At 39.6% G+C, this 14,975-nt stretch carries 12 protein-coding genes; 6 read left to right on the top strand and 6 right to left on the bottom strand.

Going from position 1 to position 14,975, the window contains the following annotated elements; all coding sequences use genetic code 11:
• From KBF71_07655 to KBF71_07640, 4 genes are all read left to right on the top strand, one after another.
• Positions 1 to 207, top strand: a 207-nt coding sequence (locus tag KBF71_07655; protein MBP9878187.1) for a hypothetical protein, incomplete at its 5' end; no start/stop codon positions are given.
• A complete protein-coding gene (gene truA, locus KBF71_07650; protein MBP9878186.1) occupies positions 204 to 968 on the top strand; it encodes a tRNA pseudouridine(38-40) synthase TruA in 765 nt (254 codons plus the stop codon). The genes KBF71_07655 and truA, both read left to right, overlap by 4 nt.
• A gap of 82 nt (positions 969 to 1,050) precedes the next feature.
• Positions 1,051 to 2,364 carry a hypothetical protein gene (locus tag KBF71_07645; GenBank protein ID MBP9878185.1) on the top strand — a complete coding sequence of 438 codons (1,314 nt, stop codon included), beginning with the start codon at positions 1,051 to 1,053 and terminating at the stop codon, positions 2,362 to 2,364.
• Positions 2,365 to 2,468: 104 nt separating this feature from the next.
• Complete coding sequence (locus tag KBF71_07640) at positions 2,469 to 3,599, top strand: hypothetical protein (GenBank protein MBP9878184.1); 1,131 nt, start codon at positions 2,469 to 2,471, stop codon at positions 3,597 to 3,599.
• Here KBF71_07640 and KBF71_07635 read toward each other — a convergent pair.
• The 4 genes from KBF71_07635 to clpS form a co-directional block, all read right to left on the bottom strand.
• Positions 3,596 to 5,086: a hypothetical protein gene (locus tag KBF71_07635; GenBank protein ID MBP9878183.1), complete on the bottom strand. Its 1,491-nt coding sequence runs from the start codon at positions 5,084 to 5,086 to the stop codon at positions 3,596 to 3,598. The genes KBF71_07640 and KBF71_07635 overlap by 4 nt on opposite strands.
• 120 nt (positions 5,087 to 5,206) lie before the next feature.
• A complete protein-coding gene (locus KBF71_07630; GenBank protein MBP9878182.1) occupies positions 5,207 to 7,531 on the bottom strand; it encodes an LPS-assembly protein LptD in 2,325 nt (774 codons plus the stop codon).
• 727 nt (positions 7,532 to 8,258) lie between these two features.
• Positions 8,259 to 10,574 (bottom strand): ATP-dependent Clp protease ATP-binding subunit ClpA, encoded by a 2,316-nt coding sequence (gene clpA / locus KBF71_07625; GenBank protein ID MBP9878181.1) that lies wholly within the window; start codon positions 10,572 to 10,574, stop codon positions 8,259 to 8,261.
• Between the two features lie 18 nt (positions 10,575 to 10,592).
• On the bottom strand, positions 10,593 to 10,922 hold the full coding sequence (clpS, locus tag KBF71_07620) for an ATP-dependent Clp protease adapter ClpS (protein MBP9878180.1): 330 nt from the start codon (positions 10,920 to 10,922) through the stop codon (positions 10,593 to 10,595).
• 571 nt (positions 10,923 to 11,493) lie between these two features.
• Between clpS and KBF71_07615 the strand changes: the two genes are divergently transcribed.
• The gene (locus KBF71_07615) at positions 11,494 to 11,913 is read left to right on the top strand and encodes a nucleotidyltransferase substrate binding protein (protein ID MBP9878179.1); all 420 of its coding nucleotides are present in this window, start codon (positions 11,494 to 11,496) and stop codon (positions 11,911 to 11,913) included.
• Here the strand turns inward: KBF71_07615 and KBF71_07610 are convergent.
• Both KBF71_07610 and KBF71_07605 read right to left on the bottom strand, forming a co-directional pair.
• Complete coding sequence (locus tag KBF71_07610) at positions 11,903 to 12,376, bottom strand: nucleoside deaminase (protein ID MBP9878178.1); 474 nt, start codon at positions 12,374 to 12,376, stop codon at positions 11,903 to 11,905. The genes KBF71_07615 and KBF71_07610 overlap by 11 nt on opposite strands.
• Positions 12,373 to 12,843 (bottom strand): RidA family protein, encoded by a 471-nt coding sequence (locus KBF71_07605; protein ID MBP9878177.1) that lies wholly within the window; start codon positions 12,841 to 12,843, stop codon positions 12,373 to 12,375. The genes KBF71_07610 and KBF71_07605 overlap by 4 nt, the downstream gene beginning before the upstream one ends.
• A gap of 124 nt (positions 12,844 to 12,967) precedes the next feature.
• Between KBF71_07605 and ettA the strand changes: the two genes are divergently transcribed.
• The gene (gene ettA / locus KBF71_07600; protein MBP9878176.1) at positions 12,968 to 14,647 is read left to right on the top strand and encodes an energy-dependent translational throttle protein EttA; all 1,680 of its coding nucleotides are present in this window, start codon (positions 12,968 to 12,970) and stop codon (positions 14,645 to 14,647) included.
• The last annotated feature ends 328 nt before the right edge of the window (positions 14,648 to 14,975 follow it).

The raw sequence follows: 14,975 nt of genomic DNA, 5'->3' as shown, positions 1-14,975 counted from the left end.
GATGCGCGTAAAATTGATGACATTGAACACGCAAGTCCAGGGACTTTGCTATCATCAGAAAAATTAGTTGTTGCAGCAAGTAAGGATAGTGCTATTGAGCTCTTAACAGTTCAGAGGCCAGGGAGATCAAAAGTTTCTGGTGCTGATTTTATGCGTGGTGAGAGATTAATGAAAGGAGACTCATTCCTTAATCGAGGTGGAGCATGAGTGAAGAGCGACTCAAAACCAGATGGAAGGTGGTTATCGAGTATGATGGTCGTCCATTTTGCGGTTGGCAGAGACAAGAAAATGCGCCCAATTCCATTCAAGAAGTTTTAGAAAAAGCCTTGTTCCAACTCACCGGTGGTGAACAGCAAGAGATATATGCTGCAGGCAGAACAGATGCTGGTGTTCATGCCAGAGGGCAGGTTGCCCATTTCGATTTGGTTAAGAATGTGACCGAAAAAGAAATCATTTTTGGGTTAAATGATTATCTCAAAGATGTTCCAATTTCTATATTAAAAGCAGAAAAAATATCGTCAGATTTTCACGCGCGCTTCTCTGCTAAAGCCAGATCTTACAGATATCAGATCATTAATCGCAGAGCAAAGCTTGCTCTTGATGCTGGATTTTACTGGCAAGTCTATCAACATCTCGATGAAAAATTGATGCAGGAAGCTGCCGCTTATTTTATCGGAACGCATGATTTCACTAGTTTTAGAACCGTCCACTGTCAATCAAAATCTCCAATAAAAACAATAACATATCTTAATGTCTTCAGAGAGGGTGATAAGATCTACATTGATATTTTTGCGCCTTCATTTTTACATCATCAGGTTAGAAATATCACAGGAACTTTGGTTGAAATTGGCAAAGGTAAGATTGCACCATCTGAGGTCAAGAAGATGATTGAAGGCAAAGACAGGCGTCTTGCGGGTCCAACAGCGCCATCAGAGGGCTTGTATTTTCTCTCAGTCGATTATATATAATAATTCAGCCATTCCCTTTTTTTCTATGTTATAATCATATTTAAGGGGAAGGGTACGTCTTTTCTAGAGTGAGATTATTGATATGACGATTAAAGTGAATACGGCTGCTGCAAATTCGTTTGCGTCATTGAATCGGAATATTTCCACAGTTCCGAACTATGTTTATGTCGAGCCAAATCGTCCGCGCGAAAAGCTTATAGATCTCAAGAAAAAGGCGACATCAAGCGATCGAAAATCAGCGCAATCTGCTATGCGTGAACTGGGGGAAATGAGCCTTTCAGCCGATCACAATATTAGCGCAGATGCAAATTTTCAGCTGGCATCAGCAGCGCTTGAAAATCCAGATCCGGTGAATGATCTCTTGCTGCAAGAATTGCTTGAGAAATCGCATCATGAAGATCCGCATATTCATTTATCTCTTTCTATCAGCCATTTTCTAAAAGGCGAAGAGAAAGAAGCGGGTGCTCACTTAAACGTTGTGAATCGAAATGCAGGTGCCTTGCGTCCAGATTTATCGATTCCACCTGCTTTGGTTGATCAGGTGTCGATCGCACCAGAAAGCCGTGTGAAAAAGGCACTGCTCCACCGCTTGGTTGATGAGGCGCAACTAACACGTGAAGGCAAAACGGTTCTGAATCATACCTATGGCATGCTTGATATGGGCAGCCAAATTATTGAATATCAGCCAACTGATCCAGATATAACAGAGCGTCCCTTTGTTTGGAACGGACAATTTGAGATGGCTGATATCAAACAGGATCATAAAAGCTTCAATTGCTTCTTTTTAGGGGCGCTTGCAAGCCTTGCTTATACTGAGATGGGTCGCACTTTCTTAAAATCGAATGTCTTGACAAAGGCAAGCAATGTGCCAGGGCGTCTTAAAATCGATTTTAAAGATGTCGCCGTTTATCTTGCGCCAAAAATGTATGTGCGTAATGACCAAAATCCATACTCGCCATATAGCGCTGACTGGGTGAATTTGGTTCTGCGTGGCTACGATTTGTATCTTTTGCGGACACAAAAGAACAACAAAAAAGGCGTGGGGATGAGGGGTGGTTCTGGAAAAGAACTTTATGAGGCCTTGGGCCTTCCGATTGTGATTTATGATCCGATTGTGTTCAAAGTCACAGAAAGCGATCTTCAATACTTGATCGCTTTGTTAAAAGCAGGGAATGTCGCGACATTGTCGAAGGGTGATGAAACACACCTTTATGCGCTGATTGATTATGATGATCAGCAAGAGGCCTTTGTGGCCTACGATCCGCATGGACGCTTTGAGGCGATTCCGTTTGATGAGATGAAAATGCGCTTTTCACCACAATCAGTGCATCAAAGATGGTCAATTTATCTTGCAGATCTTGAAAAATATATGTTAGAAGAAAAGCAGCCCTCTTAAATTCCAGTTTCCCTTGACATGAGTCTTCATTTATGGTAAAGTTCGATTACAATTTTATATATTTTATATTGTCGTAAGTGTTTATTTTAAAAGAGGATATTGAGATGAAGTCTGATATTGTGCCTAAAAGTATTTTAAAAAGTGTTGATAATCGATTGGCTATAGTGCATAGACCCGATGCTAGAGTAAAGAAGGAGCGTCATGTAACTTTTCATCATGATTTAGAAAATCGAGTTCATGAAGAGCCCCCAGTTCCTGAAACAAACCAGTTGGCGCGTGCTCGTCAGATGTCAAGAGTATTTAAAGGAGAGATCTTATTTAAAGAGGCGCAAAAAATTGAAGCAGAAACTTTTGATTATGAAGGGTTGAAGGAAGCTTTTGATATCTATTATGAAGCGAGTGAATTAGATAATTTAGATGCTATGTTTCGCATGGGACAGATTTTAGAAGAGGGTCTTCTTTTTAAAAGATCACTTAAAAATTTGGATATTGCTCTAGGTTACTTTAAGGAGCTTAGGTTTGCGCTTGAGCATCCTAAACATGATGAAGTAATGGATTATATTCAATCGATTTATCTCTCAATGGCAGATATGTATGAAAATGGTCTTGAAAATACTGAGCAAGATCTAGACAAAGCTCTTGAATGTTACGATATGGTTCCTTACAGAACAGAACATGTTCGGCAAAAGATTATCATGCTGAGCGAGGCATTAGCTGGCCAAATATTAGCTCAAAACAAGCTTGATTTACCTGATTTAGAGAAGGCTTTGAAACTGTTGGTAGATGTTTCACATATGCGTCCAAACGATATGGCACTGAAAGATCGTATTAAGGATTTAAAATTTAATATCGGACATGAATGTTATAAAGGCATAAATGGTAAACAAAAGCTTATGGATTCATATAAATACCTTGATGATTTATATGCAGAAGATCCTGACTATCGTGAGTTGCGTGAATTATTGGAGCTTGTTCTTAAGCAAGGTATTTTACCTGATGGGTATAAAACAGAGGATAGTGACGATTGTTTAAAAGTTTTTGCGGCTGTAAAGTATTTTCTACAGTTTGTTTTCAAGAAAGGCGATTTCCAAGAAATCAATCATGATCAATTTATGCGTGGTTTGATTATGAATTCCGTTAAAACTCTTTTGGATGCAAGGCCAAAAGGGACTGTAGAAGTTGAGCATAAAGCAAGAGAGCTTTGGGGCTTTATTCTTGAGTCATATTTTGGCTAAACAGTCGCTGGTGATGTTACTGTGAGCAGTTGCTCGTTTATCTGAGCCGTCAGTATTTTAGCCTCCTCAGCTGATCCATTAAAACATCCTATTGATATCTTTTTTAGGTTTGGCATCTTTTGCATCAGCTGAGTGATATGTTCACGCGTGAGATTTGGCATACTATCAAAATCAAGTGTCTCAAGATTATGTAAGATTGGCAATTCTTCAAGATTCTCAATTGGTCCTTCGTATTGCCTTGTTATTTGCAAAGACTTGATATTTGGAAAACGTTTTACAAAAGAGACAAATGGATTTGAATCTGTCTTGTTGATGCAGTTTGTATCAAAAGAGAGATGTTGTAAGTTTGCTGATGATATTGAATGAAAATAAGGTGACTCTTTAACGGGGTCTATTACGACGCACAACTGGATTTTTTTCCCGAATGGTGTAAGCATAAAGGTATTATAATTTTGCATTATATCATGAAGTTGATAGAATTCACAGCGAGATTCTGGTTGACTCATTGTTTCTTTAAAAAACTCAGGGAAAATATCTATTTGGGATTCGTTTATATATATGCTTTGTAAATTTGAGTCATCTGCACCAAGAACAATACCCAAGAGCATTAGATAATCGGCATCTTTAAATTCACGCAGACCAATATGTACTATGGAGTGATATTGGTTATTTCTTCCATATTCGAGATAGTCTTGATTGCTGCGAATGAGGATTCTGACTTTCTCAAACTTGAGATGAGGCAGGGCGTTTATCAGTGGTTTGATTGTTTGAAAATTAACCTCAAGCATTGATCCAATTATATAAGTTAAGTGCTTAATCTCAGGAATTAAAACTGATCTACAAAAGATGTTTATATATTTTATCAATGATGGTATATCATAAAAAGTTATACAGAAGAAAATAGTGTGAAGGTGAGGGTTCGTGCGGACCAGATGTGAGATTAAACCAGCATTGATAAATTTGGGATCTTTAAAAGTTAACTGTGTGGTTTTTTCAAGACAATTTGTTGGGACAATTTCGTAAATATTTTTATCAATTTTGACTTGATATTCTTTGAGAAAGAGAGATCTATCCACTACTTTTTCTGGTGATTCTATGACCTGTGTTCCATTACTGCAGTGAGTGGGATAGAGTCTGTCTATTATCAATGAAAAAAAGGGAAGATGGTTTAAAGTGGGTTCATCAGCGCACGCAAATAACAGAATAAAATTATACACAGTTTCTGATTTGATGGTTAGAAAGGTCTGCGGTATTTGAAGAGCATTCCAAAGAGCTCTGGATGTCATTGAGAGCATTCGGATCTCGCGTTCTGTGATGGATCTAGAGGCGAGAACAAATGAAAAGCAGTTATAAAAGGGGATCTCTGTGAGGCTTGCAATAGAGACATCATAGAGTCGAAAGCGACCTAATCGCGCCGTTTGAGCTTCTGCGTCATTGAAATAGTGATAGGTTCCCTTTAAAAGCGGTTGATAGATATGAAGGCTCATGGTCTCTCCTGTACATTTTGTTTGATAGTATTGGTGTGTACAGAAGAGAAGTCAAGCTGTTATTCAATATTGATACCATACAGATCTCTTCTTCATGGGAATGACAAAGAAAGCGTTACATTACCTTTTGTACTTTGGAGTCTCAACAGATCCAAGGGTTTTGAAGAAGAATTGCAAATAGAAACTCTCACCCCTTGAAACGCCTGATCTTTTGGTCATATCACGTTCAGCCAATGCAACAAATTTGAAGCACTCATTCTCATAAGTAATGGCAAGGTTGGCTTGTAATGTTTCGCCATCTTTACCGAATTTACGACGTGCTGTTGGGCTGACTGACCAGCCATTTCCAAAGTGCGAGACAAAACCATAGTTAAGTTCTTTTCTGACATCTCGTTTATCATCAATATTGCGCTGATTGATATAGAGGAAGTTGATGGTTGGTCTAAAGATTTTTGGTCCTGCACTTGCATGAATATTCTGCATTCTGGGTGAGAAATTTTTCTCATCAAAACGGAAGTCATAGTCGGCATCGAAGTAAGTGCTTGGACGGAAAACGAATGTTCCAACATAATCAGAGAAATGTCCTTCTAACCCAGTGTGGCGACGGAAGGTGTTATCATTTCTAAAACGATAACTCTGTCCAATATAGAGAGAGGTCTCTCCGCCATTCATGTTGTAAATGCCTGTTTTTATACCGTATTTAAGACGATGCCCGCCCTCTAAACGGTCAACGCCTGTAAAACGGTTTTCAACAAATAGATTGTTATAGTCAAATTCAAAGTCTTTACTATCTTCATTCGGAAGATCATCTTCTTGACCAACATTAGGAGCAATAGAAACGCCAAAGATGGGTTCAATTGTGTGTTGATGATCTGCTCCGAACAAGTTGAGATCTTGGTATAAAGGGTATGAAATTTGTGCATCAAACTGTTCAAACTGACGAACACGTGTGACATCTTGTTTAAATTCACGTTTTGGATTTGTATCGTCTCTTTTATCAAACACATAGGCATCTATCCGCCACATTGCATTTGTTTTTGTCAGCAAACCATAAGGTAGAATATCCGCTCTTTCCCATCCAATTTTTGCAGACAAGCGATTTGTATCCGCGCCTGGGCTTCTGTTGATATGGAAAAATTCGTTTTCAATTTCAAAACGTCCTCCTAAAAAGACATTATCAGGTGAAAAGTATTGATTGTAGAGCCATGGCAAAACAATGGGATCATCCTTATGACGAATAAGAGGATCATCAGGATCATTTGTAGATGGTCTTAAATCTTGAAAGTCGTAAGCTGCAATTCGGCTATAGTCTTTCATGTCAAATCTTTCAAGAAAAAGATCTGATTGTAAAATGTCTTTTCGGGAAATTTGATAATTTTTTAAGTAAGATTCATCAGATACACGGTTATAGTCAAAGCCCCAACGCCAGTTCGTATTCAGATCGAACTCCCCAGTTGTAAATAAATGCGCTCTATGCTTTTTCCCTAGATTCTGCTTATGATCGCCTGATCCTCTGTAACGTTCGGCATAGGTATAACTTGATTGAACATTGATCTCACCACTCGTGAAGCGTTTTCTATATTCACCGCCAACAAAGGGATTATCTTTGGTAATTAGACCAAGCTCTCCTGTAAAGTCTTGATCTGGTGCAATATCCCAATAATAGTAATTTCTGAGAACCATACCAAGATCAGTCCCATAAGCAAAGGAGGGGACTAAAAACCCAGAGCGTCGTTTGACAGCTGGGTCAGGATGTGAAAAATAAGGCACATAAGCAATCGGGATGCCTTTTACTTCAAGTGTTGAGTTGTAATGGTAAATGTCTTGATTTTCTTGATCATGAACAATGGTTCTGGATTTGACTTGCCAAAAGACTGGTTTTTGTGGATCGGTTTCACAGAGATCACAAGGTGAGTAAACACCTTTGTTGAGGCGCATGTATCTGCCTTCGTATCTTTCAGCGTCAACGGCTGCAAAGCGTGAATTGTCAGAAAGTAAGACTTTCACTTGATCAATAAAGCCATCTGTAAAGTCTTGGTTGAGTTCCATATAATCAGCAAAAACAATATTCCCTTGCTGATCAATTAATTTTACATGTCCCCTTGCAACTGCATACTTTTGCTTTTCATAATAAGTAATTTCATCTGCAATGAGTTTTCGATTGTCATATTGTATCTGAACATCACCTATGGCTTTAATGATTCCAGCTGATTCATCATAAGTAATTTCGTTTGCAATGAAGGGAAGGTTGGATTGTTTCTTTTGAGGCGCTGATTCGTTTTCAATTTGTTCAGGGTAGTCAATGTGATTTTTGATGGATGGATTTTCTGGTTCTTCAGGACTATCAAGGGCCAAAACAGGCGCAACTGAGAAAGCAAGCGGAGCAAAAAGAAGGCAATAGATAAAAATAAGCAGCCGATTTTTGAGAGAGAGACCTTTAATCATTGATATTTCCGCCTGAATTTTATTGTTTTTAGAGAGCAATATACCCATAGATTCAGAAATATATCAGAGATTGATCTGGATTTCTATTGCCTTTTTGTGATTAGGAAACTTTGTTGGGAGGATTGTATAGTTGTTTATATCGTCACTCAGAGGGCCCAAAGGGCCCGTGGAGTCTCTGTAATTTCTCAACAAATAGCACTAAGTTATTATATTTATGAGATTCCACGTCACCCCTTTTCGGGGTGACTCTGAATGACCGATTGCGGAATTTTCTATTCAAATCCCTTTATGTAATTGTTGCAGTTTAATATGTAGGGCCAATCTATCATTTTTTGTTATGTATAGATTCAGGATGATTCTATTATATATAGTATCAATAAGAATGGACATTTGATTTCTCATAAATTTTACAGAAATAAAAAACTTATCTACAGAAAAAATTTTGATGATTTTTAGGTAAAGCCAAAAATTAAATTTCTGATTTGGAGGTCGGTAATATTTTTTTAACAATAATTTTTTCAACATTTCCAATGCATTGAGATGTTCATCAGAGGGCGCCTCTTTTTTGGGCAAATTGAAAAAAATCATAGTTTCTAATTCATTAATGAAATTACCCAAAATTTATCCCCGAACTTATCCACAGGATTTGGGGAAAAGAAAAATGTTGACACCAAGGGATTGAGCCGCCATAGAAACATTTGTTCAGTTAAGTGATGAAAAGGTTCAATTAAGATATTGTTTCTTTTATCTTTTCTTTAGGCTTCTGTTTTCTGATGGGTTTGTCCGTCTTGTAGGTGAAGGTGAGTTTATCTTTGGAGAGATCGATTTTAACTGTTCCACCCTCAGAGAGTTTTCCAAAAAGAAGTTCTTCAGAGAGAGGCATTTTGATATGTTCTTGAATATAGCGACTGAGGGGCCTTGCACCAAATTCAGGTGAATAGCCTTGCTCAGCGAGATAGTTTTTCGCATTATCGGTGAGGAAGATTGACACATTTTTATCAGAGAGCTGCGCCTCAAGTTGCATAATGAATTTATCAACAACATGCAGGATGACCTCTTTTGAGAGGTGAGCAAAGGATATAATGGCATCAAGACGATTTCGGAATTCAGGTGTGAATAGCTTTTTGATGGCCTCTGTATCTTCACCTTCGCGTTGGGCGGATCCAAAGCCAATGGCGGCTTTTTCCATTTCAGCAGCACCTGCATTACTTGTCATGATCAAAATCACATTTCTAAAATCAACAGATTTTCCATTGTGATCTGTGAGCTTTCCATAATCCATGATTTGAAGCAGTATATTGTAAATATCTGGATGTGCCTTTTCAATTTCATCTAACAAAAGAACACAATGAGGATGTTGGTCAACTGCATCAGTGAGGAGTCCTCCTTGCTCAAAGCCAACGTAACCAGGAGGTGCCCCGATGAGGCGAGAAACGGCGTGTTTTTCCATATATTCTGACATATCAAATCTTTTGAGTTCAACAGAAAGAGTGAGAGCGAGCTGACGTGCAACCTCTGTTTTACCAACACCGGTAGGGCCAGTGAAAAGATATGAGCCAATTGGCTTGTCAGCATCTCTAAGGCCTGAGCGAGCAAGTTTAATGGCTTTAACAAGATGTTCGATGGCCGGATCTTGTCCAAAGACCATTTGTTTTAAATGAGATTCGAGATTCCTGAGGACAAAGCGGTCATCTTGACTGACGTTGCGGGCGGGGATCCGGGCAATGATAGAGATCACATCTTCAATATCTTTGATATTGATCACTTTTTTACGTTTGCCTGACGGAAGAAGTTTTTGCATAGCGCCAACTTCATCAATTACGTCGATAGCTTTATCCGGGAGTTTTTTATCAGATAAGTACCGAACAGACAGATCAACTGCAGCCTTGATGGCATCATTTGAATATTTTACATGATGATAGTCTTCATAATATTTTTTCAGACCTTTTAGGATATCAATGGCTTCGGCAACAGAAGGCTCTTGCACATCAATCTTTTGAAGGCGACGAGACAGAGCACGATCTTTTGTAATGTGATTTTTGTATTCTTGATAAGTTGTTGAGCCAATAAAGCGAATATCTCCTTTAGATAGAGCTGGTTTTAGAAGATTTGATGCATCCATAGCGCCGCCAGATGTTGCGCCTGCACCAATCACGGTATGCATTTCATCAATAAATAAAATGGCGTGTGGCATTTGCTCAAGTTCTTTGAGTACGGCTTTGAGACGCTCTTCAAAGTCCCCCCGATAACGGGTTCCGGCCAAGAGAGATCCCATATCAAGAGAATAGATCACTGCATTTTTGAGGATATCAGGCACAGCTCCTTCAACGATTTTTTTGGCAAGACCTTCAGCAATTGCTGTCTTCCCAACGCCTGGATCACCAACATAGAGCGGATTGTTCTTGGTTCTGCGGCAGAGGATTTGAATGGTTCGATTCACTTCTGGCTCGCGACCGATGAGTGAGTCAATTTTTTGCTGGTGAGCGCGTTGATTTAGATTCACACAATAGGCATCAAGGGCTTCATGTCCCTTTTTAGTTGTATTGCTTCCAGCTGCGAAGTCATCTTCACCCGTTACCAAATGGTCTTCATTTAAATGAGGCACTTTCGCAATGCCATGTGAGAGGTAGTTGACAGCATCAAAGCGTGTCATCTCTTGTTCTTGGAGGAAATAGACAGCATAACTTTCGCGTTCAGAGAAAAGCGCAATAATGACATTAGCGCCAGTCACGGCTTCTTTGCCTGTGGATTGAACGTGAATGGCTGCTCTTTGCAGAACGCGTTGAAAAGCGGAAGTTGGAACTGTTTCTGAGCCCTCATGGCCTTCAGGCAGAACAAGAGAGGTGAGTTCTTGGTCGAGAAAAGAAATCAGCTGCGTTTGCAGTTTAAAAATATCAACGCCACAAGCGCGTAAAAGATTAACGGCATCTTGATCTTCTGTTAAAGCAAGCAGGAGATGCTCGAGTGTTGCAAGTTCATGCCTGCGCATATTTGCTTTGGTGAGCGCTCTGTGGAGTGTTTGTTCAAGGTTTCGAGATAACATTGGCGTTCTTCCTTTCTATCAAGCCTTTTCAATGGTGCATTGAAGAGGGTGTTGATTCTTCCGAGCAAAATCCATGACTTGGATGATTTTCATTTCTGCAACTTCATAGGGATAAATCCCGCAAAGGCCAACGCCTTTCCGGTGAACATGCAGCATAATTTCTGTGGCTTCATCTTCTGTTTTGTGAAAAAACCGCTCAAGAACGATCACGACAAAATCCATAGGCGTATAGTCGTCATTGAGCATCAGTACTTTGTACATAGATGGTTTTTTGGTTTTAGGACGTGATTTTGTTGCAACGCCTAATTCAGATTCTTCATGAACATTGTGACTGTCAAACTGGCTCATGTCTTGGCTTTATCCTTGTTATCAATCATCGTACCACATAAGGGCTATAGATTATTATACCATAAATTATTTTGATTAATATTTTATAGATTAGGGCGAGAGAAAATATAGTGAGGTGATCTTGTTTATATCATATGGATTATTTTTAAGTCGTCATCGCGAGCCGAACAACGTGAGGCGTGGCGATCTCCCTTCGAGCGAATGAGATTGCCACGTCGGTCTACGACCGACTCGCAATGACGTTTTCTTTCTTCATCATTCACCTTATTGTTTTTGTTAAATGGTTCTGCTATAGATAGAAAAATTAACACTTTATGAAGAAGATAGCCAAATGTCTGATATGAAAATTACGTCTATTTCTTGATCAACTCTCGTATGAGCAATTGCAGGCGATTTTCTATTATCTTGATGATTTCAACCGGGATAAAATAAGCATTCCTGAGCCTCTGTTTGAAAAATGGATGCTCGCCACAAAAAGATATAGAAAGTATTATGATTGATGGGGGTGGTCTTTTCTTTTGCAGAAATGTCAAAAATATGAGATATTTCAATAAAAAGGTTGTGGCTTTCAATGAGCAAAATTAAATTAGGTTCAAATGATAAGGTGCAAGGTTATTCTATGCAATTAGAAAATGCTATTATTTCATTAGAGGTTGCGTTAAATAAACAAAAGGATATCGAGCGGTTGAGCATAGACGCTTCAATCAGAAGGTTTGTGTATGTGTTTGAACTTTTTTGGAAATTGCTTAAAGCAATATTAGAACAGAAAGGGATTGAGGCTCAGTACCCACGAGATGTTATGCAGCAGGCTTATCAAGGGAATTTGATAGATGATGAAGAAATGTGGATAGCCATGTTAAAAGATCGTAACTTAACATCTCATACATATGACAAAAAGTTAGCCGATGATATTTTTAAGAGGATTCATCAGTACTTACCAGTTTTAAGATCGAGTTTTGCTCATCTTCAGAAGATGTTTCTCAATACATAACCTTATCCAGCTTTTCATGCCATGATTCAAAAAGCAGTGCTCCCTCAGATGAGGGTAAATGAGCAGCGGGAATGCTCCTTTGAGACGGATCTAAAGCGATCTCTTGATAGATGAAATCATCATCAAAACCAATGTTTGCTGCATCTTTTCGATTGAGAGCAAAATATATTTTATGAAGCCGTGCCCAGTAAATAGCGCCCAGGCACATAGGGCAGGGCTCGCAGCTCGTATAAATAACCGCACCTTCTAAATGAAATGCATTTAAATTAAGGCATGCCTGCCTGATGGCAACCATTTCAGCATGGGCCGTTGGGTCATGCGTTGAGGTGACTTGGTTCCAGCCTTCGCCGATAATTGTGTTGTCTTTAACGATGACTGCACCAAAAGGACCACCGGCGCCTTGCGCAGAATGAGTGGAAGCCAGTTGAATGGCGCGTTTTAAAAAGAAAGAGTGATCGGTCATTCTGATATCTCAAAAATAGCATCAACTTCAACAGCAACACCAAAGGGCAGGGATCCTGCACCAACAGCAAAGCGCGCATGACGGCCAGCATCACCAAACAGATGAATTAAAAGCTCAGAAACGCCATTGATGACCTTAGGATGATCCTTAAAATCAGGAACAGCATTCACGAAGCCGCCGACTTTGACACATCTTTTGACGCGTGACATGTCGCCATCAACAGCATTACTGAGTTGTGAGACAATATTAAGGCCACAAAGTTCCGCCGCTTTGATTGCATCTTCAAGTGAGATTGATTCGCCAACCTTACCTTGATAACGAATTTCACCTTTATACATGGGGAGTTGACCAGAGATATAGACCATATTATCAACGACAACGAATGGGTCGTAAGTGGCAGCCGGTTTGGCTGGTTCAGGGAGTTCTAAGCCGAGTGGTTCTAATTTTTTTTGAATTGCTTGTGACACTGTGTCCTCCTGTTTTTGATTTTTTTTAACATGAATTTTCTCAGGATGCCAGAATTCATTTCACTATTGACGAGAGAATTGTTACATTAGCTTCATTCATTTTAATTTGTAAGGAGTAAGAGAAATGGCGTCATATCAATATGTATATGTAATGAAGGGTCTATCAAAAGTTTTTCCAGGCGGAAAAAAGATTCTAGATAATGTTTATTTGTCATTTTTTCCAGGGGCAAAAATTGGTGTGCTCGGTGTGAATGGTGCCGGTAAATCCACCTTACTCAAAATTTTAGCTGGCCTTGATAAAGATGTCACAGGTGAAGCCTGGGCCGCTGATGGCGCAAAGGTTGGTTATCTAGCACAAGAGCCAGAGCTTGATTCAACAAAGACAGTCCAAGAAAACATCATGGAAGGGCTTGGTGAAATTAAGCATATTCTTGATGAGTTTCAAGAAATCAGCATGAAGTTGGGCGAAGTTGAAGATCCTGATGAAATGATGGCCTTGATCGAAAAGCAATCTGTGCTTCAAGAAAAAATTGAAGCGGCTGATGCGTGGGATCTTGATAGAACTGTTGACATTGCAATGGATGCTTTGCGTTGTCCTGAAGGTGATAAGGCTGTGACGAACCTATCCGGTGGTGAAAAACGCCGTGTTGCACTCTGTCGTTTGCTTCTTTCAAAGCCTGATCTGCTGCTGCTTGATGAACCAACCAACCATTTGGATGCTGAATCAGTTGCATGGCTCGAGCGCTTCTTGAAAGAGTATAAAGGAACCGTTGTTCTTGTGACCCACGATCGTTACTTCCTAGATAATGTAACAGGTTGGATTCTTGAACTGGATCGTGGGCAAGGCATTCCTTACGAGGGTAACTATTCTTCATGGCTTGAGCAAAAACAAAAAAGGATTGAGCAAGAAGGCCGTACAGAAGATGCGCGTCAGAAAACATTGGAGCGTGAGCTTGAATGGATTCGCCAATCTCCCAAAGCGCGTCAAAGCAAAAGCAAAGCAAGGATCACGGCTTATGAGCAATTATTGCAAGAGAGCCAAAATCAAAAAGGCGAAGTTGCTCAAATTGTTATCCCTGCGCCTCCACGTCTTGGCGGTGTTGTTATTGATGCTCAAAAAATTAGCAAAGCCTATGGCGAAAAGCTTCTCTTCACAGATTTAAGTTTCAAATTACCGCCTGGTGGTATTGTTGGTGTGATTGGACCGAACGGGGCCGGTAAAACAACGCTCTTTAGATTGATCACAAGTCAAGATAATCCAGATAATGGTACCTTTAAGGTTGGGGAAACAGTTAAGCTTGGTTATGTTGATCAAAGCAGAGATAGTCTGAATGATGGCAAAACAGTCTGGGAAGAAATTTCTGATGGGCTTGACGTGATCGAGCTTGGTAAAAAAACAATGCAATCAAGGGCTTATGTTTCATCTTTTAACTTTAAAGGCGGTGATCAACAAAAGCGTGTTGGCCAATTATCTGGTGGTGAAAGAAACCGAGTGCATTTGGCGAAAATGCTCAAATCGGGGGCGAATGTGATCTTACTCGATGAGCCAACCAATGACTTGGATATCGATACATTGCGCGCTCTTGAAAATGCTTTGGAAGAATTTGCTGGCTGTGCTGTGGTTATTTCCCACGATCGTTGGTTCCTTGATAGAATTGCAACGCACATTCTTGCCTTTGAGGGTGATAGCCAAGTGGTTTGGTTTGAAGGAAATTATCAAGATTATGAAGCAGATAAGCGCAAGCGTCTTGGAGCAGAAGCTGATCAACCACACAGGATTAAGTATAAGCCTCTGACAAGGTAATTTGTTGTTAGGTAGTGTTTTATACTGAGCTTGTTTATACAAGTGGAATAATTTAATACCGTCACTCAGAGCCCTCCCTTTAGGAGGGCGTGGAGTCTCTTAGAAATAACAAAGTTCAATATTTTTTGAAGCTTTGTAGAGATTCCACGCCACCTCTTAAGAAGGTGGCTCTGAATGACGGTTAATGAAAGCCAACATCATAGATGATGAAGAACTTATTTCAGTATTAGGTAGTGTCGACATTTAATTTTTTTTATGATATACTGAACTTCTAATAATAAGAAAAGGAGTTGAAAGTTGTATGATTTAAGGGATGACCAATGGGAAG

It is taken from the genome of Alphaproteobacteria bacterium (assembly GCA_018063245.1).
Classification (GTDB): Bacteria; Pseudomonadota; Alphaproteobacteria; order JAGPBS01; family JAGPBS01; genus JAGPBS01.
Note: the sequence above shows the minus strand (reverse complement) of the source record. Positions and strands in the feature narration are given on the sequence as shown.